Consider the following 25,483-nt stretch of genomic DNA (forward strand, 5'->3'; position numbering starts at 1 on the left):
CCCCCCCCCCTTATTTTCGAGGCACTCTTAGTTTTAATTCACGTTCTTTTAATTCTCTTTATTTTAATGACAAGAACATTTTCTCTGCATTAAAGTGCTTACACTATAGTGCTAATAAGCACCCGGGTTCGAATCGGGACTGCACCACCCACCTATTGAGCGCTTAACTTTCAACCTTAAGCTCAGAATTCCTTCAGCCGCGGGCAGGCTATTCCATTCCACAAGGAAAAACTCACATCTTGATATAAAAAATATAGTAGAGATATACCTCAATCTCTTCTTTAGGTGATAGCTTAATGAGGTACCTTTATACGCCATCCAAAAGATATGCGCGATTCCATGCTTCTTAGCGCATCGACGGAAAATCTTTTCCTGCGTTCCTCGGTTTACGTCGCTTAGCAATACCTAGCCGTAGACGAAAAACGCAGAACGGCTCCGGTACACACCACACTATCCGCGTACTCTCAACTCATCAGGAGATTTCTCATGAAGCTCCACTGGCCCGTGCCCTCAGCTGGCCACTCCACAGCGTCACACAGAGCCAACCATCCCACCGTCATGAAACCCTTCCGCGCAGGCCTCGCCCTGCTGGCCACAGGCTCCCTCATCTTCGGCGGCAACCTTCCTGCAGCCCTTGCGCAGGCGCCCCACGAGGATGCCACTCAGGCCGACCAGGCCGAGGCTGCCGCTCCTGCCTCCCCCTTTAGCGTTCCCACCAACGCGGGATCGCCCCAGGGTGCTCCGCGAAGTGCTGCTCCCGGTTCCCTTCCCCAGCAGAAGTTTGACCAGTTCATCGTTACCTACACCGACGATGCAAAGCAGCGAGCCGAGGAGCGTAGCGGAGATGCCGAGGTGGCCGGAGGAGTAACCCCCGGTGACCTGGACAGCGGCATCCAACAGACCATCGACTCCTCCGCGGCTTCCCTCGAAACCAGCGGCGGGGTTGTCCGCACCACCACCTCCAACGACGCAATTGTCCAGACCTCCAAGAAACTGGACAAGCAGCAGGCCCAGGAGTTCATGGACCGCTTGGCTTCCAACCCCAACGTGGCCTCCGTGGAGCCCGACTACGTCAACTACCCGGCGGTCGAAAGCACCTTCGTCTTCAACGACCCCCTGTACTCCAAGCAGTGGAACCTCACCAACCCCACCGTCGGCATCGGCAACACCGGCAACGCGCGCCTGTATCGCGGCCTGAAGACGACCGTTGCGGTGATTGATACCGGTTACACCCGCCACCCCGAGCTCATCCACTCTCTAGTGCCGGGTTACGACTTCATTAGCAATCCGGTGAGCGGCCGCGACGGCAATGGCCGCGACGCCGACCCCACTGACGAGGGCGATCAGGCTCCCTTCAACCTCTGCGGCGACATGCAGGACGCGCAGATTTCAACCTGGCACGGCACGCACGTTGCCGGCATCATCGCCGCACGCGGCCAGAACCGCCAGGGTATTGCGGGTGTCTCTGACTTGGCCGCCATCCAGCCGATTCGCGTGCTCGGTCGATGCGGTGGTCAGACCTCGGACATCGCCGACGCCATCATGTGGGCGGCGGGCGGTCACATCAACGGCGTTCCCGATAATAAGCATCCCGCACAGATTATCAACCTGTCCCTGGGCGGCGTTCGAGCATGCCCCAACGCCTACCAGAAGGCCATTAATTTCGCGCTCTCTAGGGGCGCTATCGTGGTCGCAGCCGCCGGCAACGCCGGGATTGATGCCTCGCAGTTTGCTCCGGCCAATTGCAAGGGCGTCATCGCGGTGGGTAACAGCACCAAGAATGGCACCCGCGCATCGGACTCGAACTACGGCAAGACCGTTACCGTCTCTGCCCCGGGTACCGATATCCTCTCTCTGGGTATTGACAGCATCAACCGCCCCAACGGCAAGTACAACTACGTCTACAGGAGCGGCACCTCCATGGCGGCACCGCACGTGTCCGGTATCCTGGCTCAGCAGTTTGTGAACGGCGCAAACGTCAGCCGCCAGAAGGTCTACAGCTCCGCTTTCAACGCCGCGGCCAACCCGATTAAGTGCGACAAGGGCTACTGCGGACGCGGTATCATCAGTAGCCGCAAGATTGCTCAGTACGTAGGCAACCTGGACGCGCAGGGCAAGATGTCCTTTAGCCGCCCGCGCACCATTTACACCTCCAGGGTAATTACCTCCGCCCACCGCACGGCCCTGTCCGATATTGATGCACAGGACACCTCCGTTGAGGTTCAGGGCGGGCAGGCCCCGGATAGCGCCGAAGAGCCGGCTACGATGACCAACGATAACGCAGAGGCCATCAACCCCGATGCCGTCTCGGCCGACGCAGATTCTTCTGAGGGATCCAGCACCCAGTCGCAGGATGCGAACGATCTGAGCGACGACGGGGACTCCCAGCAGGATGGGGACTACACGGTGACTTCCCCCGTGCAGAAGCCCCGTGAGACCGGCGAGCTCACCCTGGTGAGCTAAGCCCCCCCCCACATCGGGCGGGCTCTACCTTCTGGACGAGCACTTTAAGCGCTTCATCCCGCGAGCCCGGGTGGGCATCAGGCGGGGCTCGGTGAAGGATCCCTCACCGAGCCCCGCCTTTGCCGTTCCCAACCTAACACCCCGCGCTCTCGGTACCCTCAGCGTTCTCAGCGCACTCAGGTCACGAGCCATCAGGTGGTGCTCATGCGCTACCCGGCGGAATGGTGTTTGCGATAATGCGATACTTTATTCCTAAAATATCAATTCTGCTATGCAACTATTTATGCCGGGATGAGGAATATCTAAATCTTTACTTCAATCTCTCAATATTGTCTTGACTAGGCAATTCTTTATTTTTATCCCAAAATCAAAAAAAATACATTAGCTGTGCCACATTCCCGGTTTTTGGAGCTTTACCATGAGGGAAAGGTGCTAGGATAGCAATATCTCACCGCATAAACCACTTCCGAAATAAACTCCTCCAGGGACTTAGAAAACATTGCACATTAATGCAGTAATGTGCATTTTTCTTTCCGTTACCGCACTGCCAACGCGGCATACAAAGAAATATAAATGTTTTCCGAAAAGTGCATTTATGTGAGTGGGTCATCCTCACCAACTGCCGCTTCCGGCACTCACATATGCAAAGGACCCCGATGTCTTTTACCACTCATCCCTCCTCGCGCCGCATCGCACGCGTCGCACTGAGCATGGGAACCGCCGTAGCACTCGTGGCCTCCCTGGGCGCACCCGCAACCTTCGCGGCTCCCGCCCAGACCAGCAACGCAGCTCGCGCCGCAGCACACACGACCATCTCCTCCCTCAGCTCCGATCAGCAGAAAGCAGGTTTCAACCGCTTCGTCATCACCTACACCGATGACGCATTGAACGCCGGCGGCATCAACTGGGCAAGCCCCGCGGGCACCCATGTTGCCACCTGGAGCGATTCCCTCTACTCCGGCATCACCGCCGACGTGCAGAAGATCGACGACCTGCTCAATGTCAAAACCAACTACGTGCGCACCACCTCCCAGAAGGCAACCGTGGTGACCACTTCTTCCAAGCTCACCGCAGAGCAGGCGGAGAAGTACATGGCAGCGCTGAGCTCCAACGCCTCCGTCGCCTCCGTCGAGCCCGACCTGATGCGCCGCTCCAGCGCGCGCCGCCAGGCCACCAGCACCCTGGCCAAGGCCGCAAGCGCTTCGAAGAACCAGGCGGCCGTCACCCCGAATGACACCCTGTACCCCCAGCAGTGGAACCTACACGACGCTAAGGGCATCTCCGCTCCTGATGCATGGGCCACCACCCAGGGCTCCGGCGTAACCGTTGCTGTGATTGACTCCGGCATCGTCAAGCACCCGGACCTCGACGCGAACGTTCTGCCCGGCTACGACTTCATCACCGAGCCCTCCATCGCCCGTGACGGCAACGGCCGCGACGCCGACCCCACCGACCAGGGTAACTGGGAAGAAGCCGGCGTCTGCGCCGCTGGCTCTGAGGCCTCCGAGTCCAACTGGCACGGCACCCACGTTGCCGGCTCCATCGCCGCAATCATGAACAACAAGCGCGGCATCGCGGGCGTGGCTCCCAACGCCAAGATTCTGCCCCTGCGCGCCCTGGGCATGTGCGGCGGCTACGACTCCGATATCGCGGATGCTATGGTGTGGGCCGCGGGCGGCACCGTTGAAGGCGTGCCCGCCAACACCCACCCCGCCCAGATCATCAACCTCTCCCTCGGTGGCGAGGGTACCTGCCCCGCGACCTACTCCAAGGCCATTGCCGAGGTGAATAAGCGTGGTGCCATCCTGGTGGTTGCCGCCGGTAACGACGATCAGGACACCTCCAAGATTGCCCCCGCAAACTGCGGCGGTTCGATTGTGGTTGGCTCTACGAATCAGAAGGGTCAGCGCAGCGATTTCTCCAACTACGGCAAGATCGTTGATGTGAGCGCCCCCGGTGACGGCATCATGTCTACCGTGGACCTCGGCACCACCGTATCCACCGGTGCCGGCTACACCGAGTACGACGGCACCTCCATGGCGGCTCCCCAGGTGGCCGGCATCATCGCCCTGATGAAGTCCGTGGACCCCTCGCTGACCGCCGATCGTGCGAAGCAGGTCCTCAAGCAGAGCGCAAAGCCGCTGACCTGCGATGTGAACGCATGCGGCGCGGGTATCGCGAACGCCGCGAGCGCTCTGGAGGTCCTGCAGGGCAAGAACGCCACCCCGGCGCACCCCAAGCCCAAGCGTGCACCGAAGTACCCGACCCGTGCGGCTCGCACCGGTTACGTGACCAACCCGCCCACGAATCACAACCCGCCGTTCCTGATCACCCCGAACGGCCTGATTCCCGGTCAGTAATTCGGTGAGCTCTCACCCCTCAGTCTTCCGGCGGCGTTAGCCGCGGGAAACCTCAAAGAATGACAATCCGCAAAGCCCCCGCCGGGTACGTCCCGGTGGGGGCTTTGCGTGAACAGAACGCTGCCGCATTTGGTGCTGCAGCTTGCTTCTCCCACCCACCCTCACGACTGACAGGTGGGAGAAATCTTGGGGTACGCCCCTAGCGAGCTGGACGCTAGGGTAGACGAGCTAGGGGCGTACCTGGGAGGCGCGCACACCGGTACGGATACCGGTTGCCTCCACGCGAGCGGACTCGTAGCTGACCGCACGCAGACCCGAGGGTGCGTTGGTTGCCGTTGTCTTTTCTCGCGGGTTTTCCTGACGCTGGGTGGGTAGAAAAACCCAGCGGCGCTGAACCGCAAAGCTCACCGGAATCAGGATGAGCTCGGTCAGAATCTTGGCCACCAGCAGGGACGCGCCCAGCCCGGTCAGGGCTTCCATGAGGGCCGCGTTGGCGGCGAGGATGCCCACGGCCAGCGTTGCGTATCGCACCAGCGAGGAGGAGGTCGAGGGCCGCGAGCCCCCATCATGCATAATTATGCGATTGACGGTGAAGTTCGTCAGCGCCGAGATGATGCGTGCCCCCACCACGGCTCCCAGGAGCGGAACCCCCAGAGCCACGAGCGCGAAGAGCGCGAGCGCATCCACCAGGAACCCGGTCACAAACGAGGACGCCAGGAAGAGCAGCAGCGGCGCGTAAATACGGGCCGAATCCTGCAGGGGCCTGAAGTGACTGGTCGGGTTTCCCGGCTCGTAGACCTTCACGATGGGTACCTGCACCAGCTCCACGTCTGCGCGGGTTGCGCGCAGCAGCATGGAGAACTCGTACTCGTACTTATCTCCGGGAATCTGCAACAGCCAGTCCAGGATCTGCGGGGTGAAGCCGCGCAGACCGGTCTGGGTGTCTGCCACGCGGGCGCCGGTCGCCAGGGCGAAGAAGCCTACGGTTGCGCTGTTGCCAATTTTGGAGCGCAGCGGCACCTTCGTGCCTTCTTCGCCGGCGTTCGGGTCGGGCTTGGTACGCACGCCGAGGATGATGGTCCGCTGCCCTGCCGCCGCGGCGGTTTCGGTGCGCACACCCACACGGAAGATGTCCCGAGGGAGGTGCTGGCCGTCCGCATCGGCGGTGACGATGACCTCACCGGGGCGGTTTGCTTTCGCCCAGGCGATGCCGGTGCGCAGTGCCGCGCCCTTGCCCCTGTTGGCGGGGTGGGTCTGCACGGTCACGCCATCGATACGCAGTTCGGTAAAAATCGGTGCGTAGGTGCTGCCGGATCCGTCGTCAATCACGAGGATTTCGGCGTCCGGGTCCTGTGCGCGCAGGGCCCGGGCAAGACGGACAAGAGACTGGTCAGGCTTATATGCGGGAATTAGAATAATCATGATGCGCTCCCGGCAATGTAGAGAATGTCGCTGGTTCCACGCTCCTTCGTGCCACCCTGGGGGCGGTTGACCAGCTGGTTGTTGAAGACCATGGCGGAGGAGCCGCCACCGTCCAGGTTGTAGGCGCTCACGCACCCCAGGTCCTTGAACATCTGCGCGAACTCGGTCATGGTTACGCCGCGCGAATAGTTGGTGGAACGGCCATCGACCACGATGAAGACCAGGTGGTTGGCGCCGAGCACACCCACACCGGTTCGAGGCTGGTTACCCTGAATCGAGTGGTTACCGAAGTTGGTGTCCACCTCAACGCTGTCGATGCCATCCACGATGGCGGAATCCTTCACCAGGGCCGGGCCGAAGGAGAGGGTGTTCCACACACCCTCGTTGACGAGGGTCTGGGCGTTGGTTGCGGTTTCGTCGTAGAGCTTGACGGAGCCGTCGCGGTAGAAGGCGAGGCCTTCACGTGCACCGGAGTCACGGTAGACAACACCGTTTCGAATCACGATGCCGGTGGTACGGAAGCCGTAGTAGTCGCCGTTAATGGCCCAGATGCCGTTGTGCTCCGAGGCGATATTCGAGGGGGTATCAATGATGTTCTGGCCGAACTTGTTGTTCGCGAAAGCGCTACGCAGCAGGGTCGCGTTATCGAGCTTGATGTCCGCGACGAAGGAAACAACCGCGTCGGAGCCGCTACCGGTGGTGGTGGAGGTGATGGTGATCGAACCTTCGTTAGCGGTGAGGCTCTGGCCATCGATTTTCACCCCGGTCAGTTCGCTGGGGCTTGCGGTGGCGGAGCCGGATGCGGAGGCGTTCGCCTGGGCCGCGGCCGCCTCGTAGGCGGTGGTGTCTTCGATCTCGGTGTGCTCTGCCAGGTAGCGGTTGTAGGCCCAGCCCGCGCCGCCGCCAACAACGGCGAGCGCGCCGAGGCCGCCTCCGATAAAGATACGGCGGGTGAGCTTCTTCTTGGCGAGCTTCTGTTCTACCGCGGCCTGCTCTGCGGCGGTTTGTTCTGCCGCGGTCTGGGTGGTCTGGTTGCTGTTCTGAGTCATGTTCTGTTCGTTGTTCATGACTCTAGAATGTCTGTGTACTCTCAGTGCCAGGCATGACTAAGCTGTGCCTCAGCTATGTATGCTTATTCAGCCGAAATTATTTTATGCAGGGTTGTTCCGTCTTTCCGAGGCCTCCGGCTGAGCGGTCTCCTTCGTGTTTTTCTCGGTTACGCATCCCCTTATCCGCGCTATTGCCGGGGCTCGCCCCCTCGGCTTGGGGTATTGAGGGCACGAAAAAACCGGCTGAGCACCCCGTGCGGGGCCTCAAGCCGGTTCATCATCTGTAGAATACGCTCGGTCGATACCTACCGAATCATTCCGCGTATCCCTATGCCTCATCCTCGTAGGAAGCGTACTTTTCAGCGTATGCCGAGTAGTCGTCCTCGTCGTCATAGCGGCGGCGGGACGAATCGGAGGACTTGGTATTCTTCGCGCTGCTGAGCTCACGCTCGAGAGCGCTGTAGTCGGTCTCGGGGCTGAAGTACTTCATCTCCCGAGCCTGCCTTGTTGCTTTAGCCTTCTGACGGCCGCGCCCCATGGCGTGACCCCCTCTTTCATCCTGTCCGAAGCTACGGGCGCGCGGGGCACGCCCTCCCTCGGATCGTTCTACAGTCTTTACTACACTATAGAGTACCCTGTTTTGACGTTCAATGTCGCGCTCTGCAACACGTATTTTACGGAGCGGAGCACCCCTATGCACCAGAACATCCGTTTTATTTTTCTCGCTCTCGGCTCTCCACGCACGGAACCCCGCGTCGAAGGCATACTCAGCTTCGAAGCGGGGTTCGTGTCTCTCGAGCGGCTCACTCACAAGACCGGCATCGAGAGAATCAGCCGCACCGGTCATGACCTCCGGCGCGGGGTCTATGGGATTCCCAAGTTCCGGGCCCTAGCTTGCGGTGAAGCTACCCAGCGAGGTGGCATTCGAGGCCACGGAAGTGCTGGAGGCATCCACGCTATCGGTCGTGGTGTACACCGTGTAGCTCTGGCCCTTGGTGATATTGGCGCTGGAAACCAGGATCAGTGCAGTGTTGGAGTTGGTCACCTTGTAGTTGGCCACCACCTTACCCGAGGAATCGGCCACCTGGATGGTCGTGCCGCTGCTGATATTCGACAGGTTCGTCAGCTTCACGTAACCACTGGTGGAGGAGGATGCGGGTGCCTCGAACATGTCGCCGGAGTTACCCGCAACCACGGTCGTGCCGTTGAGCAGCAGGTCGCCGTTGGTGTCCAGCGAGGTGTTACCACCCGTAAACGGACCGTTCACGACCAGGGTGCCGCCCGAGAGGGTTGCCGTACCGTTGGAGTCGATGCCGTCGCCGTTTGCGTTCACGGTGACAGTACCACCGGCAATGTTGATGGTCGCGTCGACAACCTCGAAGGTGCCACCGCCGCCACCACCGGCCGGGGGCTGACCCATGTTACCGGAGGGCGCCTGGCCACCTGCCGGGGGCTGACCGCCCTGACCACCCTGACCGCCCTGCGCTGCATTACCCTGTGCCGGCTGGCCGCTCTGGGTATTCTGCGCAGTCTGGCTAGTCTGGCTAGTCTGGGTGGTCTGCGTAGTGGAGCTCGATGTCGACTCGGTGCTGGTAGTGCTGGTCGAGCTAGTGCTGGTGGTGCTGTAGGAGGCGTTGATGCCGTCATCCGAGCTGGTCACGTTCACGGTGCCGTCCAGGATGTTGATGTACTGCGCCTCGATACCCTCGTTCGACTCGGTGATGTTCAGGGTACCGCCCGAAATCTCCAGCACGCGCTCGGCCTTGAAGCCGTCGTCACCGGCGGAGATGTTCACGGTACCGCCGCTCAGGCGGACCCAACCGCGGTTGCCGTCGGTGTCATTGGTAGCCTTGATGCCGTCCTTGGTTGCGGTCACGGTTACGGTGCCGTCCAGGATATCGACGTAATCCTTACCCTTGATGCCGGTGTTCGCAGCGGTCACCTCCAGGGTGCCGGAGGCGATGACCAGGCCGTCAGTGGTGTGGATACCCTCTTCGTACTTGCCCTCTACCTTCAGGGTGCCCTCACCGGCAAGGGTCAGGTCACTCTTGGAGTAGATGGCGGCGTCGGGGCTGCCGCTGGCGGTATCGGAGTAGGAGGAGCCGTCAGAGACCGTGTTGGTGGTGCCCGAGGCGGTGTAGATAACGACCTCGTCCGCCTCAACCACATTGATGGCCGCGCCGGTGGAGTTGGTGATGGTCGCGTTATCCAGAATCAGGCGGACCATATCGCTGTCGGCTGCCTCAACCTTGACCTGGCCCTCGTAGGTACCGCTCAGGCGGTAGTTACCCGCCTTGGTGATGGTGATGACGCCATCGCTGACGGTCACGCCGTCGGTCGCGGTCGGGTTAGAAAGATCGATAGTAACTTCGCTGGAGGAATCCCAGGTCAGATCCTTCGCGGAGTAGTGGGTGTCCTCGGCGAGCTTCGCGCCGTTCTTCACGTCGGTGGAGAAGGAATCGGCAGTCTTCGACTTGGTGTCGGAATCGCTCGAGGTGGAGGTGCTGATGGCGCTCGTCGCGCTGGTGTTCGATGCCGAGGTTGCCGAGCAGCCGGTCAGGGCCAGGGCCGCCAGGAGGGTAATGGAGGTTGCACTCTTGATCATATTGCTCTTTTTCACGGTATTCCTCTTCGTGGTTCACAAGCACTATGTAGTGCCGCTGCGGTTTTCGGGTAAGTCTTTGGGGGTCAGGCGTACTCTTAGCGAATCCTGCTGGTGCCTGCGCCCGATCAGGGCTATGTCTGGTCAGGATCCGGTTCCATCCGCGCGGGTAGGGCCTTCTACCCTACCCGCGCATCCGGGGTTACGGCCCTATGCGGCCGCGTAACATTCGGTCAGAAGCTTGCGGTAGTCTTCCTCGGTCAGCGCATCCACGTCGGGACGGGTGCCGTTGACCGGTTCCAGGTGCATCCAGTTCTCCAGGGTCTCTTTCCACTTGTTGCTTGCCAGCTGCGGGTTCAGCGCCGCCATGCCGGTCGCAAACTTGGAAATCTTCGAGGGGGTGATGCCCGCATCCCAGAGGTGCTGATCCGCTACGGAGGGCTCCACGCCGGACTTGGTTTCGATGATGACCGTGTTCGGCAGACCGTAGGTTGTGCCGACCAGGTTGCCGTGGAAGTTACGGTAGTTCACGCCCGCCATGAGGATGTTCTCGGACAGCGGGGTCCAGGTCAGGTTGGTATCCACCGTCATGCGGGAGGCGACCGGGTTCTTCTCGCTCTGCGGCAGGAAGACCGTGGTACGGCGGTAGCCGGTAGTCAGGACCGCATCCAGCTTGTGCACGGGGCCCGCGAGGATATCGCCGAGTGCTGCGGTGATGTACTCACGACCTTCCGCGGTGAGCTTGTCACGCTCCTCGAAGGTGTACGGGATGCGCTTCTTGACGGTCATGTCCTGCTCCCCGTCGGTCTTGACCTCCAGGAAGGTCAGCTTCGAGTCGAGGTAGCTACGGGTACGGATCTTGAAGGTATCGTCGCGGCTGTAGGCTGCCGAGTGGTAGCTCTGCATCTGCGGGGTGTCGAAGTAGACCGAGTCGTAGGCGAAGTCGCGCTGGCCCTTGATGTCCATGACGGAGGCGTCGGCGTCGAGCGTGGAGAGTACCTTCGCGGCGGTTTCCGCATCGACGATGTACTTGCGGTCCACGCGGGTCTGCATGGCTGCCTTCTCGTTCATGGCTTCGAGGCTGATGCTCTTCCACTCTGCGGGGATGATGTTTGCGGCTGCGTTCGTCATGGTCCTATCCTTCTGGGGTTCCGCCTCGATTCGTCGAAGGTGGCGGGGGTAGCGGGGCTGTCGTGGATTTTTGATTTCGGGGTGGCGCCTACCGGGCTTACTTAGCGACGGGAGTCCGCTGAAGCGGCATCATCCGGGTATCCAGCGTGGCGTACGCCTCGGCGGTGGGTGCCGCCGCTCGATGCGGTGCGGCAACGGGCTGAGTCGCAGAAATCTGAGATACCGCCGTGGGAGTGCTACCTTCGGTAGCGTCCTTGGGCTGGTAGGTGATGGTAGCTCGGGTCAGGTCGTTCACCAGGTCCAGCTCGGTCACCTTGACCGAGGTGATGGTGTAGCCCAGGCGAGCGCCCAGGTAGGCCTTGAGCTCTTCCTCATCGCTGATCGCGCGGTCGGCGGTGACGGTCTGGGTCTGTCCCTTGACCGCGGGTGCGCTACGCGCATCCAGGATTGCGATGAGAGCCACCAGGGCCGCCATCAGGATGAAGGCGATGTACGCGGGGCTGATGTTGATACCGGCGATCATGCCGACCGAGAGTGCTACGAAGTAGTAGCCGACTTCTCGCTGGCTCAGGGCGGTGGAGCGCAGTCGAATAATCGACAGAACGCCGAAGAGGCCCATGCCCATGGCCGAGGCGTTTGAACCCGCCGAGACCAGGGCCACCGAGACGGTGAAGATGCCGGCGTTGATGACCGCGTAGGAAATCATCATTTCGCGGTTGCGGTGACGCACCAGGTAAAGGGTGCACAGGATTGCGATCGCGAGGGCGTCTGCAATCGCCATGGTCAGGATTGTCATGGGGTGCTCCAGGTCGTGAGGTAGGTTTCTAGCCTTCCGAGCCGTCTGTTCTCGGCTCCGGCTTGAGTACCTACGTGTTCTGCTTGGTTTCTAGAATCCCGTCCGAAGCTGTGTCACGCCTGTGCGCTCTGTAATTCTCACTTATGTCTTCGCAAACACCGATTAAAGGGCAGGTCAGAGCGTTTTATCTTTAAGGTTTTTCAATTACCGAGGCGCGGTGAGGCGGTCAGCCGCGCCCGGATACAACAAATGGGGCCCCCTCTACATCAGAGGGAGCCCCACTCGGGTTTCTAGGGAGTACCCCTAGAATTCAGTATGTACTTATGCCTTCTTACGCATGCGGGTTGCCACGATGGTTGCACCACCGGCACCCAGAGCAATCAGACCCAGGCCTGCAGCGGTCATCGCACCGGATGCACCGGTCTTAGCCAGGGAAGAAGAGCTCTTGGAGGATGCGTTCGAGGAACCGGAGCCGGAATCCAAGTTGTCGTTGGAGGAGCTGGAGCCCAGGTTGTCGTTGTCAGACGTGGAGTTCTTGTAATTGGGCTGTTCATCACAGCCCTTTCCGTCACCGTCAGCGTCAAACTTCTCGCGGAAGTCCGGGTCACCCTTGTAAATGGGGCCACCGCGGTCTGCCCATACGTCAGCGCAGTTCTGGTACTTGTAAGCCTTCTCGTCCTTTGCGGAGGAGTCGGAAGCCTGGTCAGACTTCTGGTCTTCAGACTTCTGCTCTTCGGCAGGCTTCTGGTCCTCAGCGGGCTTGGTTTCCTTAGCGTCCTCAACTGCGGGTGCGGAGGTCTCTTCAGCAGGCTTGGGAGCCTCAGTGGTCGGAGCCGGGGTCGAATCCTCGGAGGGAGCGGGGGTCGGGTCCTCGGAGGGGGCCGGGGTGGGCTCGGTGGACTCGCTCGGGGCCGGGGTGGGCAGCGACTCGTTAGCAGCGGCCTTAATGGTCACGGTTGCAGCCTTGCCGCCGCGGGGCACGTCACCATCCTTCAGGGAGCCGGACAGCAGGTAAATGTCAACGGAAACACTGCCGTGCAGTTCTGCCTGCCAGGGAACGGTGACGTTGAAGTTACCGGCTTCGTCGGCGTGAATCTCCAGGTAGTCCTGGCCATTAATCTTCACTGCGCCCTTGTTCAGCTTCAGGGCCAGCACGGAGCCGGAAGCGCCGTCAGCGGTCTTGAAACCCTCACCCACGATGGTCAGGCCCTGACCCTCAACCCAAGTGTCGGGGGTGATGAGGCGTGCGGAATCCGCGTAAGTAAAGGAAATCTCCTGTGCAGCTTCGTCAGCGAAGGTAGCGGGGACGGTAGTAGCGACCAGGCCACAGCTAATCAGGGCGGTGGCGCCGATGCGTGCGATGTTGTTTCGAATGCTCATGCCCCCCATTCTAACGACCGAACCTGACAATATCGGGGTGCATGATGCCAATTTAACATGAGCTGACTCACTTAATAGGCCCTTCTTGAAGAATTCTTGAGGGGCGAGTTGAAGAATCAATCGCATATTCAAAGAATTCGAACGCTACCGGCGCCTTGGAATCCGGGCGTTAGTTTAGACGGTTTTCCGTCCGTAAACCCACTCAACGCCCTACCGCTCGGGACCCCGTTAAACGCAGAATCCCCCACGCCCGCGAGGCGAGCGAGGGGAATCCTGGAACAACGCATCCGATGCCCGGAGCACCGGATTCCTAAACTCTAAACTTAGGAGTTCTTGCGACGGAGCACAGAGGTCACGCCCGCAACACCCAAGCCGACGGCCACCATTCCCAGGCCGGCCACGGTGAACACGTTCGAGGCGCCGGTATTAGCCAGCGAGGAACGCTGCGCGCGACTCGAGAGAGAGGCGCTCGACGAGGAAGAGCCGAGACGGTCCTGGGCGCCCGATCCGCTGGAGCCGAGATTGTCCTGCGAGGAGGAGCTGCCACTCGAGGAGGAACCACCGTTCGAGGAGGAGCCGCTGTCGACAACCTCGCAGCCGAGGCCGTTATTATCGGCGTCGAACTGCTTACGGAAGTCCGGGTGGCTCGAAGGAATGGGGGCCAGGCCCGCGGCGGCGACCTCGGAGCAGTTAGCGAAGCGGGTGCTCTCGGGCGAAGGCTGCTCGGTTGCGGGGGCCTGGACGCTCGAGGAGCCACCCAGCTGATCCTGCGCGGCGGAAGCCTGCTGGGAACCGTCCTTCTGCTCGGCCTTCTGGTCGTTCTTAGCGGTCGATACCTTCTGGTCGGCCTTCTTCTCGTTCTTTACCTCAGCGGAGGCAGAGGGAGAAACAACGGTAGACGCGGAAGCCGATGCGGTGGCGCTCGGGCTCACCGAGGCGGAAGCGGAGGCTTTCTCATCGGCACGGTTCTTCACCTCGGCATCCACCGAAGCAACGGTCTCGTCAGCTGCGGTAGCCGATGCCGAGGGGCTGGCAGAAGAATCAGCCTTGGATTCCTTCTTCGGCTCGGCGGTAGCGCTGGCGGATGCAGAGGGCTCGGCGGTAGCACTGGGGGATGCGGAGGGCTCAGCGCTTGCCGAAACGCTTGCCGAGGCGCTGGGGCTCTCGGGGGCCACGGAACGAGCCTCAATCTTCACGGTGGCTGCCTTGCCGCCGCGAGCGGTGTCATTGTCCTTCAGGGAACCGGAGAGCAGGTAGACGTCAACGGAGACGCGATCCTCCAGGTCGCTCTGCCAGGGGATCGAGACGGTAAATTCGCCCTTATCGTTGGCGGTTACCTCGAGGTAGTCCTTACCGTCGATCTTAATGGCGCCCTTGTTGAGCTTAATGGCGATGGTCGAGCCGGAGGCGCGGTCCTGGGTCAGGAAGCCCTCGCCGGAGATCTCGAGGGTTTCACCCTTGTACCAGACCTCGGAGATGTGGAAGGCGGCACGGTCCTGGTATTCGTGAGTGACGGTCTCGCCGTCATTCTGAGCGAAGGTGGCGGGGATGGCGGTCACAACCAAACCGCAACCGATGAGGGCCGTGGCACCGAAGCGAGTGATAGTGTTTCGAATGTCCATTCCCTCATTCTAGCCCCGGGTTCCAAGGTATTTTCACCAGTCAAGGGTGTATTTGCAATGAATTGCAACACAACCGCGGGCGGGTGGTCGCAGCGGCCGGACCATCGAGAGCCTAGCCGTCAATCGCATCAAGCATGAGCTCCAGGGCCTCCCCCACCCCGGTGCGCCACAGGAAGGTGGCCTTCGTATCCGCACGGCCCGGGCCGCCGTTGATGATCGCCACCGGTTTGCCGGCACGCAGGGCCTCCAGCACAATCTTGTAGCTGCTCATCACCGCCACCGAGGAACCCACCACCAGCAGCGCCGAGCACTCGGCGAGCATGGCATCCTTGCGCGCCTTGCGCTCGGCGGGCACGGACTCGCCAAAGTACACCACATCCGGCTTGAGGCGGGTCGAGCCACACCCCAGGCAGGGCACCATCCGAAAATCTTGGATGTACTGCTGGTCCAGCTCCACGTCACCATCGGGGTTTACGCGCAGGTCACGGCTTTCCAAGCGGTCCAGGTAGCCGGGGTTCGCGGCATCCAGGCGCGCGTCCAGGCTCTCGCGGCCCTCATCTCGCCCGCAGTCCAGGCAGACGATGCGCGATAGGTCGCCATGCAGGGCCAACAGATTGCGGCTTCCGGCGCGGGCGTGCAGGCCGTCCACGTTCTGCGTGATGACGCCACTGATAGCGCCCAACTGCTCGAGCTCGGCGAGCGCATAGTGGGCGCGGTTCGGCTGGGCGCGGCGCATGCGACGCCAACCCACGTAGGAGCGCGCCCAGTAGCGCTGACGGGCGTCATCATCGTAACGGAATTCCTGGTAGGTCATGGGACGGTGGTCGTGCAGGGATCCGCCCGGGCCACGGTAGTCGGGGATGCCGGATTCGGTGCTCACGCCGGCACCGGTCAGCACGAGAACCTTACCGGACTTGAGTAGCCGCGCGATGCCCTCGGCGGCGTACCCCTCCTCGTGGGGTTCGGCGGTATCCGCCACAACGCGCTGGATGGAACGAATCGCGGCCCTGTGTACGGAGGCGATTTCTTCGCGCTGCTCACCGGCGGCGGCGAAGTTCTGGTGGTCGGTCCAGCGGTCCATTCTTCTCCCATGCTCTGTGATCTAGTACGTTAAACGGCTGTGGGGCACCCCTTTTCGAGGGTACCCCACAGCCTATTTCTTATGGTTTTGAACTCGCGGAGTCAGCCACGGGCTAAGCCCGCCGAGCCAATCGGCTCCGTCCGGCTAACCGGTTGAGTTTAGTCCTCAGCCTTCTGCTCGCGCTCGGAGGTCACGACCAGGCCGTCGCTGGCAACGTCCGGGTTCACGTCCACGGTCACGGTATCGCCGTCGTGGATAGCACCGGAGAGGATGCCGCGAGCCAGGCGGTCGCCAATCTCGCGCTGAACCAGGCGGCGTAGCGGGCGGGCACCGAATGCCGGGTCGTAGCCGGTCTTGCCCAGCCACTCGAGGGCTGCCTCGGTGACGTTCAGGGTGAGGCGGCGGTCTTCCAGGCGCTTAGCCATGCTCTTGACCTGCAGGCCCACAATCTGGCCCAGGTTCTCAGCCGACAGGGGCTGGAACATGATGATGTCGTCCAGTCGGTTGAGGAACTCGGGGCGGAATGCCTGGCGCACAACCTCCATAGCCTTCTCGGAGCGTTCGTCGAAGGGCAGGTCCTGGTTGACCAGGTACTGCGAGCCGAGGTTCGAGGTCAGGATCAGGATGACGTTGCGGAAGTCCACGGTGCGGCCCTGACCGTCGGTCAGGCGGCCGTCATCGAGCACCTGCAGCAGGATGTCGAAGACCTCGGGGTGTGCCTTCTCAACCTCGTCAAGCAGGACCACCGAGTAGGGGCGACGGCGCACGGCCTCGGTCAGCTGACCGCCCTCTTCGTGGCCGACGTATCCGGGAGGGGCACCGACCAGGCGGGAAACGGTGTGCTTCTCGGAGTACTCGCTCATGTCGATACGCACCAGGGCGCGCTCGTCATCGAACTGGAACTCAGCCAGTGCCTTAGCCAGCTCGGTCTTACCGACACCGGTCGGGCCCAGGAACAGGAAGGAACCAATCGGGCGGTTCGGGTCGGAGATACCGGCGCGGGCACGGCGCACAGCGTCGGAGACTGCCACCACGGCGGCTTCCTGACCGATGAGGCGGGCACCGATGCGCTTCTCCATTTCGAGCAGCTTCTCGGACTCACCCTGCATCATGCGGCCCGCGGGAATACCGGTCCAGGAGGAAATCACCTCGGCAATATCGTCCGCGGTGACCTCTTCGGAAACCATGGACTCGCTCTTGGCACGGTCCTCTGCACGCTGTGCTTCTTCCAGCTCAGCCTGCTTTGCGGGAATCTCACCGTACAGCAGGCGGGATGCCTCGGCAAGGTTACCCTCGCGCTGTGCGACCTCTGCGCGAGAACGCAGCTCGTCAATCTGGGTCTTGATGTCACCCACGCGGTTCAGGCTTGCCTTCTCAGCCTCCCAACGGGCGTTGAGGGCGTCGAGCTCTTCCTTCTTGTCAGCCATGTCCTTGCGCAGGGCCTCCAGACGCTCAACCGATGCGGGATCGGTCTCGTCGGCAAGAGCCAGCTCCTCCATGGTGAGGCGGTCCACGGCGCGGCGTAGCTGGTCAATTTCCTCCGGAGCGGAGTCAATTTCCATGCGCAGGCGGGATGCTGCCTCATCAATCAGGTCAATTGCCTTGTCCGGCAGCTGACGGGAAGGAATGTAGCGGTTGGACAAGGTTGCTGCGGCAACCAGTGCGGAGTCAGCAATCTGCACCTTGTGGTGTGCTTCGTAGCGTTCCTTCAGGCCACGCAGAATACCGATGGTGTCCTCAACGCTGGGCTCGCCCACGTACACCTGCTGGAAGCGGCGCTCCAGGGCGGGGTCCTTCTCGATGTTCTCGCGGTACTCATCCAGGGTGGTGGCACCAATCAGGCGAAGCTCGCCACGGGCAAGCATGGGCTTAAGCATGTTGCCAGCGTCCATGGAACCCTCGGATGCGCCAGCACCGACGACGGTGTGAATCTCGTCGATGAAGGTCACGATCTGACCCTCGGACTTCTTGATTTCTTCGAGGACTGCCTTCAGGCGCTCCTCGAACTCGCCGCGGTACTTAGCACCGGCGACCATGGAGCCCAGATCCAGGCTAATCAGGGTCTTGCCGCGCAGGGATTCGGGCACATCGCCGGAAACCATGCGCTGTGCCAGGCCCTCGACCACGGCGGTCTTACCGACGCCGGGCTCACCAATCAGCACGGGGTTGTTCTTGGTACGGCGGGAGAGCACCTGCACAACGCGGCGAATCTCGGAGTCACGGCCGATGACCGGGTCGAGCTTGCCCGCACGAGCAATGGCGGTCAGGTCGGTGCCGTACTTCTCGAGCGCCTGGAAGGTGCCTTCGGGGTCGGGGGTGTCCACGGTGCGGTCTCCTCGGACGTTGGGAATGGTCTGTGCAATGAGGTCTGCGGTAGCACCAAGCTTGTGCATTGCTTCAGCGGTGCTATCGGTTCCGCTGGCGATGCCCAGCAGAATCATTTCGGTGGAGACGTAGGTGTCTCCGAAGCCCTGGGCGCGGGTCTGTGCGGCCTGCAGGGCGGCGAGTGCGGAACGGCTGAAGGAGGCGTTCTGCACGGAGGCGCCAGAAGCCTTGGGCAGCTTCTTGATTTCTGCGGAAGCTGCCTCGGAGATGGCGTCTACATCCAGGCCTGCTGCCTTGAGCACGGAGACTGCGATGCCTTCGCGCTGGTCCATGAGGGCCTTGAGGATGTGGGAGGTTTCAATAGTGGGGTTACCCGCCGTTTGCGCATTGGTATTAGCGGCGGAGATAACTTCTTGACTCTTGGTCGTGAACTTAATATCCATGATGTCCTTTCGTATCGTGCATTCTGGGGCCTATCCTATGTCCCCCTGCATTACATAACTTGAGTCTACTCCACTCAACTATGTTTCGCAAGGGGTTTTCAAAAAATTTTGTCCACTTTTTTCGTTTTTCACCCCGCACTGCTCTGAGCCCCAATCGAAGCCCCACCCCAGCCGAAACCGCATTGCTATACTGACCAGATTGGGCGCTTGCATGCTCCCACAACAACTACAGCCCAAGTTGGGAGCTCACATGAAAATACTGGTTCTCGGCGCAACCGGCCGCACCGGCCGCTTCTTCACCCGCAAAGCCCTCGAGGAGGGGCACGCGGTCACCGCCTATGTGCGCAACCCCGATAAGGCGCGCACACTTTTGGGAGCACACCAGAGCCTCACCATTACCCCCGGCACCTTGGACGATGCCGAACGGCTCGCCGCAGCATCCGCCGGGCAGGACGTCATGGTGAGCATCCTGGGACAGAAGGCCACGGTGCGAGAGTTTCTGCACAGCACGTTCATGCAGGAGCGCCTGCCGCTCATCATGCAGACAGTCACGGGTGCAGGCGTGAAGCATTGCGTTCTACTGAGCGCCTACGGCGTGGGTGATACGGTACGAACCGCATCCCTGCCCATGCGCCTGGTATGCAAGGTCATCATGCGCGGCATTTTTACCGACAAGGTTAAGGCGGACGCCCTGGTCGCCGAATACCAGCCGTATATTTCGCGTGCGCATCCGGGCAGGCTGACCGACAAGCCCGGCAGGGGCGGGGTGAAGGTGTTTGATATGGCGAGCGTCGAGCGCACTCCGGGTATCCCGACCATTGCACGTGAGGACGTCGCCGATGCCCTGCTCACCATTGCAGAAAACCCGCAGAACGCGGGCACAGATTTTTTGGTAACAATTGGGGACGCCATCCTACGCTCACCTCAGAAATAAACCGGTAGGCTTAATGGCATGACGACTACGAACACCTTCCCCGCCGCCATTCTCTTCGACCACGACGGAACCCTCGTGGATACCGAACCCGTATGGGCTGCCGCAAAGGTTGCTCTTGCCGCAGATTTCGGTGGCACCTGGACCGAACAGGACACCCTCGATTGCCTGGGCCTGTCCATGCAGTTCACTCTGGATCGTCTGCGCGAGCGCGGCGTGAACCTGCCGGACCAGGAGATTAACGATCGACTGGTGGCGAAGGTGCGCGAGGCCCTGGCGCACCAGCCGGTCGAGTTCCTGCCCGGTATTGAACGTTTCCTTTCTGAGGTGCGCGAGGCGCAGATTCCGGCGGCTGTCGTCACGAATGCAACCACCTCCGTGGCGCAACGCACCGCCAATGCAGCACCCGAGGGCACGTTCTCGGTCATTATCGGTAACGATGAGACCACTCACCCCAAGCCGGACCCGCAGCCCTATCTTTTGGCGGCGGAGCGTCTGGGTGTTGACCCGACCCAGTGTGTAGCGATTGAGGATTCCCCTTCGGGTGTGCGTAGCGCGACCGTAGCGGGTATGCGCGTGATTGTTGTGCCGGGTGAGCTGGAGGTTCCGGCGGAGCTGGGCACCGCACGCTTCAAGCATGAGGAGCTGACTCTGGAGGCGGTTCGCGCGCTAGTGAACCAGTAGGATTCCACTACACCCCATCATGTGACGATTTATTACGAATTACTCAAAATAACCTTGACAGCGGTTCCTTAAAATGATTTACTCATAATAACGATTCGGCGGGGCGCCAAACCCCACCGAACCAAAAAACATCACAGCATCAAGAAGGAGACCATCATGGCATTCGCAAACTACACCGCACCCGGCCTGACCCTCGAAGAAGGCAAGGGCATTTCTGAGGTTCTCCAGGCACGTCTGCACGACCTGAACGACCTGCACCTGCTGCTGAAGCACGCTCACTGGAACGTGACCGGCCCCGGCTTCATCGCCGTCCACGAGATGATTGACCCCCAGGTCGACACCGTTCGCGAGTTCGTCGACGCTATCGCAGAGCGTATGGCAACCCTGGGCGCAACCCCCAACGGTCTGGCTGGCGCACTGGTTGCACAGCGCACCGTCGAAGACTACCCCGTCGGCCGCGCACGCGTTGCTGACCACCTGCAGGCTCTGAACGACGTCTACACCCGCGTGATTGAGGCTCACCGCAAGGCGATTGCTTTCGCTGGCGAGTCTGACCCCGTCACCGAGGACCTGCTGATCGGTCAGACCGCCGAGCTGGAGAAGTTCCAGTGGTTCATCCGCGCGTTCCTGGAGAACGGCGAAGGCAACATCTAAGCCGCAACTATCTAAGTCGTAGCATCTAAACTGCAGTCCACTCGGGCGGCAAGCCGTATAGGCGCTAGATTTTAGAGTCACGAGCCGGGCGGGTGCGCTCTCCTTTACGGAGGGTGCACCCGCCCGGTTTTTTATGCGCCAAATCTGCCTCTACCCACGCACCGCTCAATCTTTTACTCCTCGTCCGCGCGGTGTCTCAAAGTACGTTGAGGCGAACTTCAACACCGGGTTAGGCCGTCCTAGATTTTCTGTTCAGAGTGCTCTAGAGTGGTTCACTGGTCAACACAGAACACACAGATTGAACGCATGATTGAGCGCCCGGGAGCTGCCCGGCGCGCCCCGCACCGGCGGAAAGAGAGATATGAGCACGCACGCACCCTACGAGCACGGCGAAGAGACCGAGATGCTCCAGAACGAGCCGGCACGCCACCGGGCGGTTACCGACCCAACTCCGGCGCAGATTAAGCGTTGGCGCCACTACCTGGCCGACGAGGAGTCGGAGGCACGCATCTACCGCTACCTGGCACAGCGCGCCGAGGGCACCGACCGCGAGATCCTGCTGCAAGTGGCCGAGGCAGAGAAGCGTCACCAGCAGCACTGGCGCGATATGCTCGGTGAGCATGCCGACGTGCATGTACGCCCCTCCCTGCAGTCCCTGCTTCTGCAGTTCCTGGCGAAGAACTTCGGTTCCGTGTTTATTCTGGCAATGGCTCAGCGCGCCGAATCCCGCTCCCCCTACGCCGAGGACCCGGATGCGACCGAGGAGATGGCGGCCGACGAAGCCATCCACGAGGAGATCATTCGCGCCCTGGCGACCAGCGGCCGCGAGAAGCTCTCGGGCAACTTCCGCGCGGCGGTCTTTGGCGCCAACGACGGCCTGGTCTCAAACCTGGCCCTGATTATGGGCATTACCGCCTCGGGCGCATCCAGCTCGATGGTTCTGCTGTCGGGTGTTGCGGGCCTGCTGGCCGGTGCGCTGTCGATGGCCGCGGGCGAGTTCGTCTCGGTGCGTTCCCAGCGTGAGCTGCTGGATGCTTCTCTTCCCACCCAGGTGACTCTGCGCGTAGCGGGCGACCTGGACCTGGACGCAAACGAGCTGGAGCTCATCTACCGCGCCCGCGGCATGGACCCGGAGGCTGCGCATCACCGTGCCCTGGAGCGTTTCGGCTACCTGGACTGCGATTGCGATCCGTCGCTGTCGCATCATGACGATGATGAGCGCGAGGAGAACGTGGCTCTGGGCACCGATATTGGTGCCGCCGCAGCGTCTTTCTCGTTCTTCGCCTCGGGCGCGCTGATCCCGATCCTGCCCTATATCTTTGGCATGTCGGGTGTGGGTGCCATGATTCTGTCCCTGCTGTTCGTGGGTGCGGCGCTGGGCTTCACCGGCGGCGTGGTGGGTCTGCTCTCGGGTGCGTCCCCGCTCAAGCGCGGTATTCGCCAGATTCTGATTGGCTTCGGTGCGGCGTTCGTGACCTACCTGCTGGGTTTGGCGTTCGGTACGACGGTCGGCTAACCTCATACTCTACATAAGCTTTAGACAAGTGTATATAGCCGCTTGAGTATGCTCTACACTCCCCCGTGAGTGCCGCATCCTGAGCATACAGAAACCCCCGGCGGGTGAGTTGAACTCACCCGCTGGGGGTTTCTTTACGCCTTTACCCGAAGCTCTTACGGGCTAGCCCGATTACGGGTTGATCTGCGCGGTGGTTGCCTGACCGGAAACGCTCTCGGAGCCGGTTGCACCGTTGCTCGAGTAGGTCAGGTTAGCGACCTGCACGCTGGAGGTCTGCTTGTACGAGACCCAGCCGTCGTTTGCCGGGAATCGCAGCTGAGCCGGCATGAAGTTGGTCTGGCTGTAGTACTTGGTGCCGGACTGCTTCATGGTGTACGCCTTACTGGTGGTGTAGACGATACGACCCTTGAAGGTGTAGGTGCCGTCAGAGTTCTGGGTGACGGTCGGAACCTCTGCGGTCCAGGTGCCGGCAGTCTGCGCGACGGACAGGTACTTCGCCTGGCCTGCTGATGCGACCAGCTCGGTGGTCTTACCGGTCAGCTGGCGGCTAGAGGGGCTCCAGGACTGGCCGTTGATCTTGCCGAGCTTGGTGAGCGACTGGGCGCTGGCGGAGACGGTGTACTCAACCTCGGTCACGAAGGTCGCACCCGCTGCGAGGGTGACGCTGCCGCCGGGGATGTAGCCGGTGCCGGTTGCGGTGTCCTTGGTCGGTACGGACCACCAGAAGCCGCTGGAGGACATGTATGCGCCGTTAGCGCCGGTCTGGGAGTTGGTGACGGGGGTGAACTTACCTTCGCCGTTGACGTAGGTGGTGTACTTGGGCTTGGAGGTTGCGTCGTCCCAGTTGATGTCGGAGTCGGGGTTGGTGGTGGCGGTGAAGTGCGCCTCGGGGGTCGCCGGGTTGATGGTGCCGGTGTTGTTGGAGGACGCGTAGCCGACGTAGCCGCCGTTGTTCTGTACGCTGACGTACACACCGTACTGAACGCCGGGGGTTTCCTTGGAAGCCGCGTATGCGGGTACGGCTACGGAGGCCGCGACGACGGGCGCGGACCAGACGCCCGCCTTGGCGACGGCGCGGCGAGAGATGGGCTGGGTCATGAGTGTGGTGATCTCCTGTGAGTGGTGATGTTTCTTGGAGCCGCTAAGAATGATTCTGACTAGGCTCAATGCACTCCAGTATACAAAGGTTGAGGTCATATCTGCACCTTAATTAGGGCGGATGTGCACAATCTTACTTTCTGTCGCAAGTTCTACCGCTATGGTTCAAACACCTCAAAAGCACCCTCAAATCCCAGCACTGCTCGACAGCTGGAGCGGCTCAACCCTCCTCTTTTCCCCGGTGCACTCCCCCAGCGCCTCTGAGCGTTCTTCGGCGCTGTCTCTGTTGAGTTCCCGGTTAAAGCACAGATGCCGGCAGTCTTTCGACTACCGGCATCTGCCGCAATACTATGCTGTTTACTTCGCTGCGAAGATTTCGCGCATCAGGTTTGCAGCCTCGGAGGGGGTCTTACCGACCTTCACGCCTGCTGCTTCCAGAGCTTCCTTCTTCGCCTGAGCGGTACCGGAGGAACCGGAGACAATAGCGCCTGCGTGGCCCACGTTCCTACCAATATCGATATAGAAGACGTTCCTTATAACAAGACTCAGGTTCCTTAGTCACAGGTACCTCAACAAGACCTTTCTTGGCTATCAATTCCTCAATTTCAGTATGAGGATGATGAAACGTATACCCTGGATCCGAATGTACTACACATTCCACCCTAGATCGAGAAAAAATACTATAAAATTTTTCATTTGAGTTATTTGTTGAGCCATGATGAGGGACTGTTAAAACCCGTATACGATTTATCCTTTCCTGCCCCAGATTAACTCTAAGTTCATCAATGTTCAGGCAGTCCGCTAGCCGAGCATCACCTGTCCCTAACCATCCCCCAATATATTTTGAATTATCATTCTCAATGCGATAGTAAAAACTCTCTCGATAATGTTCATCTAAATTCTTGTAATCTACAATAATTTGCCGCCCTTTACTTACACGATGCACATGACAATAATTTTCACCGGAGCCTGTAAGATTATCAGCAGGACCACTATAGAGGATAACCGAGGAGGAATTGAATATATCTTTGCAATTAACACCATGTACCTCCTCCATACGTTTACAAGTTTTTATATATACTTCCTTAAGTTTAATCCAGTCATTACTTAAATCACTAGCGGTCATTTTATTCAAATCTTTACAATTCCTACGAAATTCTAACCTGTAGGAATTTTTAAATTCCTCAACGAATCTATCTTTAACAGATTCTTCTTCGCCAGCATATAAAGAGAAATGAAGAAACTCCCACAATTTGTAGGGCCAATATTTCACTTTAGATGTATCTTTATTCATATCAAAATATTCAGTGGATATATCTCTTGAGGACTCGACAATCTCTACATCCCCCAATTCTTCCAGGAAATGTCTATTCTCATCCCCAGATCTAATAATTGCACTTATAAGAGAAGAACGGGGACTCAGATAATCTTGTCCATGCAACATACTGCTACCACTAGGGGAATCCAATGCAAGCATTATCTTTTCAATTTTACTCATATACGGAATTACAATTTTCTTGACGTCAAATAATTCTATTAATTTTGATACGCCATTTACGTGATCCCTATCAAGATGAGAAATGACCAGTAAATCAATTTTTGCCTTATCTTTTCTATTGGGATTCAATTTTTCATATAAATTATTTACACATGTAGGAATTCTATTCACACCACTATCTGATCCACAATCATAAACACATACATATTTTGAGCCCCCCAGCCCTTTAATAATCTGAGCACTAAAAGTACCTTGTCCAATCGGGTAATGATAACGTTCTACACTAATTTTCATTCCTGCACTCCTTATATCTAAAAGCTAATAGAGAATAAAATAACCCCGGCAAACAAACATCGAATGTTTATCTACCGGGGTCATTTATATAGCTAGGCTATAACTACTTCGCTGCGAAGATTTCGCGCATCAGG

General features: G+C 59.9%; 18 protein-coding genes and 1 pseudogene. 6 read left to right on the forward strand and 13 right to left on the reverse strand.

The window, feature by feature from the left end; genetic code table 11:
* Nucleotides 1-558 precede the first annotated feature (558 nt).
* Complete coding sequence (locus tag HMPREF2874_RS08360) at nucleotides 559-2,463, forward strand: S8 family serine peptidase (RefSeq protein WP_070649932.1); 1,905 nt, start codon at nucleotides 559-561, stop codon at nucleotides 2,461-2,463.
* 656 nt (nucleotides 2,464-3,119) lie between these two features.
* Nucleotides 3,120-4,823 (forward strand): S8 family peptidase, encoded by a 1,704-nt coding sequence (locus HMPREF2874_RS08365; protein ID WP_070649933.1) that lies wholly within the window; start codon nucleotides 3,120-3,122, stop codon nucleotides 4,821-4,823.
* A 228-nt stretch (nucleotides 4,824-5,051) separates the two neighbouring features.
* On the opposite strand, the gene HMPREF2874_RS08370 is transcribed toward HMPREF2874_RS08365, so the two are convergent.
* The 10 genes from HMPREF2874_RS08370 to clpB form a co-directional block, all read right to left on the reverse strand.
* The gene (locus HMPREF2874_RS08370) at nucleotides 5,052-6,245 is read right to left on the reverse strand and encodes a bifunctional glycosyltransferase family 2/GtrA family protein (RefSeq protein ID WP_070649934.1); all 1,194 of its coding nucleotides are present in this window, start codon (nucleotides 6,243-6,245) and stop codon (nucleotides 5,052-5,054) included.
* The gene (locus HMPREF2874_RS08375; RefSeq protein ID WP_070649935.1) at nucleotides 6,242-7,312 is read right to left on the reverse strand and encodes a phosphodiester glycosidase family protein; all 1,071 of its coding nucleotides are present in this window, start codon (nucleotides 7,310-7,312) and stop codon (nucleotides 6,242-6,244) included. The genes HMPREF2874_RS08370 and HMPREF2874_RS08375 overlap by 4 nt, the downstream gene beginning before the upstream one ends.
* A 310-nt stretch (nucleotides 7,313-7,622) precedes the next feature.
* On the reverse strand, nucleotides 7,623-7,832 hold the full coding sequence (locus HMPREF2874_RS08380; RefSeq protein ID WP_049331591.1) for a DUF3073 domain-containing protein: 210 nt from the start codon (nucleotides 7,830-7,832) through the stop codon (nucleotides 7,623-7,625).
* A gap of 351 nt (nucleotides 7,833-8,183) precedes the next feature.
* Nucleotides 8,184-9,899: a carbohydrate-binding domain-containing protein gene (locus HMPREF2874_RS08385; protein ID WP_246823801.1), complete on the reverse strand. Its 1,716-nt coding sequence runs from the start codon at nucleotides 9,897-9,899 to the stop codon at nucleotides 8,184-8,186.
* A gap of 207 nt (nucleotides 9,900-10,106) precedes the next feature.
* The gene (locus tag HMPREF2874_RS08390) at nucleotides 10,107-11,027 is read right to left on the reverse strand and encodes a polyphosphate polymerase domain-containing protein (protein ID WP_070649937.1); all 921 of its coding nucleotides are present in this window, start codon (nucleotides 11,025-11,027) and stop codon (nucleotides 10,107-10,109) included.
* 97 nt (nucleotides 11,028-11,124) lie between these two features.
* Entirely contained in the window at nucleotides 11,125-11,823 is a 699-nt protein-coding gene (locus HMPREF2874_RS08395; protein WP_070649938.1) for a DUF4956 domain-containing protein, read from the reverse strand.
* Nucleotides 11,824-12,144: 321 nt separating this feature from the next.
* Complete coding sequence (locus tag HMPREF2874_RS08400; protein ID WP_070649939.1) at nucleotides 12,145-13,203, reverse strand: excalibur calcium-binding domain-containing protein; 1,059 nt, start codon at nucleotides 13,201-13,203, stop codon at nucleotides 12,145-12,147.
* Between the two features lie 323 nt (nucleotides 13,204-13,526).
* Complete coding sequence (locus HMPREF2874_RS08405; RefSeq protein ID WP_070649940.1) at nucleotides 13,527-14,825, reverse strand: excalibur calcium-binding domain-containing protein; 1,299 nt, start codon at nucleotides 14,823-14,825, stop codon at nucleotides 13,527-13,529.
* Nucleotides 14,826-14,937: 112 nt separating this feature from the next.
* Entirely contained in the window at nucleotides 14,938-15,906 is a 969-nt protein-coding gene (locus HMPREF2874_RS08410; protein WP_070649941.1) for a Sir2 family NAD-dependent protein deacetylase, read from the reverse strand.
* A gap of 158 nt (nucleotides 15,907-16,064) precedes the next feature.
* Nucleotides 16,065-18,674 (reverse strand): ATP-dependent chaperone ClpB, encoded by a 2,610-nt coding sequence (clpB, locus tag HMPREF2874_RS08415; protein ID WP_070649942.1) that lies wholly within the window; start codon nucleotides 18,672-18,674, stop codon nucleotides 16,065-16,067.
* Between the two features lie 250 nt (nucleotides 18,675-18,924).
* On the opposite strand from clpB, the gene HMPREF2874_RS08420 reads away from it, so the two are divergent.
* The 4 genes from HMPREF2874_RS08420 (at nucleotide 18,925) to HMPREF2874_RS08435 (ending at nucleotide 22,459) form a co-directional block, all read left to right on the forward strand.
* The gene (locus tag HMPREF2874_RS08420; protein WP_070649943.1) at nucleotides 18,925-19,608 is read left to right on the forward strand and encodes an NAD(P)-dependent oxidoreductase; all 684 of its coding nucleotides are present in this window, start codon (nucleotides 18,925-18,927) and stop codon (nucleotides 19,606-19,608) included.
* Nucleotides 19,609-19,626: 18 nt separating this feature from the next.
* The gene (locus tag HMPREF2874_RS08425) at nucleotides 19,627-20,289 is read left to right on the forward strand and encodes an HAD family hydrolase (protein WP_070649944.1); all 663 of its coding nucleotides are present in this window, start codon (nucleotides 19,627-19,629) and stop codon (nucleotides 20,287-20,289) included.
* Between the two features lie 156 nt (nucleotides 20,290-20,445).
* Complete coding sequence (gene dps / locus HMPREF2874_RS08430) at nucleotides 20,446-20,943, forward strand: DNA starvation/stationary phase protection protein Dps (protein ID WP_005504568.1); 498 nt, start codon at nucleotides 20,446-20,448, stop codon at nucleotides 20,941-20,943.
* A 361-nt stretch (nucleotides 20,944-21,304) separates the two neighbouring features.
* On the forward strand, nucleotides 21,305-22,459 hold the full coding sequence (locus HMPREF2874_RS08435; protein WP_070649945.1) for a VIT1/CCC1 transporter family protein: 1,155 nt from the start codon (nucleotides 21,305-21,307) through the stop codon (nucleotides 22,457-22,459).
* A gap of 171 nt (nucleotides 22,460-22,630) precedes the next feature.
* On the opposite strand, the gene HMPREF2874_RS08440 is transcribed toward HMPREF2874_RS08435, so the two are convergent.
* The 3 genes and pseudogenes from HMPREF2874_RS08440 to HMPREF2874_RS09265 form a co-directional block, all read right to left on the reverse strand.
* Nucleotides 22,631-23,557 (reverse strand): amino acid oxidase, encoded by a 927-nt coding sequence (locus tag HMPREF2874_RS08440; RefSeq protein WP_070649946.1) that lies wholly within the window; start codon nucleotides 23,555-23,557, stop codon nucleotides 22,631-22,633.
* 357 nt (nucleotides 23,558-23,914) lie between these two features.
* Nucleotides 23,915-24,067, reverse strand: a pseudogene (locus tag HMPREF2874_RS09260) (succinate--CoA ligase subunit alpha); the annotation flags it as partial.
* On the reverse strand, nucleotides 24,063-25,349 hold the full coding sequence (locus tag HMPREF2874_RS09265) for an MBL fold metallo-hydrolase (protein ID WP_141754248.1): 1,287 nt from the start codon (nucleotides 25,347-25,349) through the stop codon (nucleotides 24,063-24,065). The gene HMPREF2874_RS09265 and the pseudogene HMPREF2874_RS09260, both read right to left, overlap by 5 nt.
* Between the last annotated feature and the right edge of the window lie 134 nt (nucleotides 25,350-25,483).

It is taken from the genome of Rothia sp. HMSC068F09 (genome assembly GCF_001812775.1).
In the GTDB taxonomy this organism is placed as follows: Bacteria; Actinomycetota; Actinomycetes; order Actinomycetales; family Micrococcaceae; genus Rothia; species Rothia mucilaginosa_A.

Bases quoted from the DNA above. Each gene is read 5' to 3' on its own strand.
- HMPREF2874_RS09265 (WP_141754248.1), bottom strand. From the start codon at position 25,349: ATGAAAATTAGTGTAGAACGTTATCATTACCCGATTGGACAAGGTACT.
- HMPREF2874_RS08390 (WP_070649937.1), bottom strand. From the start codon at position 11,027: ATGACGAACGCAGCCGCAAACATCATCCCCGCAGAGTGGAAGAGCATC.
- HMPREF2874_RS08410 (WP_070649941.1), bottom strand. From the start codon at position 15,906: ATGGACCGCTGGACCGACCACCAGAACTTCGCCGCCGCCGGTGAGCAG.
- HMPREF2874_RS08375 (WP_070649935.1), bottom strand. From the start codon at position 7,312: ATGAACAACGAACAGAACATGACTCAGAACAGCAACCAGACCACCCAG.
- dps (WP_005504568.1), top strand. From the start codon at position 20,446: ATGGCATTCGCAAACTACACCGCACCCGGCCTGACCCTCGAAGAAGGC.
- HMPREF2874_RS08440 (WP_070649946.1), bottom strand. From the start codon at position 23,557: ATGACCCAGCCCATCTCTCGCCGCGCCGTCGCCAAGGCGGGCGTCTGG.
- HMPREF2874_RS08365 (WP_070649933.1), top strand. From the start codon at position 3,120: ATGTCTTTTACCACTCATCCCTCCTCGCGCCGCATCGCACGCGTCGCA.
- HMPREF2874_RS08425 (WP_070649944.1), top strand. From the start codon at position 19,627: ATGACGACTACGAACACCTTCCCCGCCGCCATTCTCTTCGACCACGAC.
- HMPREF2874_RS08360 (WP_070649932.1), top strand. From the start codon at position 559: ATGAAACCCTTCCGCGCAGGCCTCGCCCTGCTGGCCACAGGCTCCCTC.
- clpB (WP_070649942.1), bottom strand. From the start codon at position 18,674: ATGGATATTAAGTTCACGACCAAGAGTCAAGAAGTTATCTCCGCCGCT.
- HMPREF2874_RS08420 (WP_070649943.1), top strand. From the start codon at position 18,925: ATGAAAATACTGGTTCTCGGCGCAACCGGCCGCACCGGCCGCTTCTTC.
- HMPREF2874_RS08380 (WP_049331591.1), bottom strand. From the start codon at position 7,832: ATGGGGCGCGGCCGTCAGAAGGCTAAAGCAACAAGGCAGGCTCGGGAG.
- HMPREF2874_RS08405 (WP_070649940.1), bottom strand. From the start codon at position 14,825: ATGGACATTCGAAACACTATCACTCGCTTCGGTGCCACGGCCCTCATC.
- HMPREF2874_RS08400 (WP_070649939.1), bottom strand. From the start codon at position 13,203: ATGAGCATTCGAAACAACATCGCACGCATCGGCGCCACCGCCCTGATT.
- HMPREF2874_RS08395 (WP_070649938.1), bottom strand. From the start codon at position 11,823: ATGACAATCCTGACCATGGCGATTGCAGACGCCCTCGCGATCGCAATC.
- HMPREF2874_RS08385 (WP_246823801.1), bottom strand. From the start codon at position 9,899: ATGATCAAGAGTGCAACCTCCATTACCCTCCTGGCGGCCCTGGCCCTG.
- HMPREF2874_RS08435 (WP_070649945.1), top strand. From the start codon at position 21,305: ATGAGCACGCACGCACCCTACGAGCACGGCGAAGAGACCGAGATGCTC.
- HMPREF2874_RS08370 (WP_070649934.1), bottom strand. From the start codon at position 6,245: ATGATTATTCTAATTCCCGCATATAAGCCTGACCAGTCTCTTGTCCGT.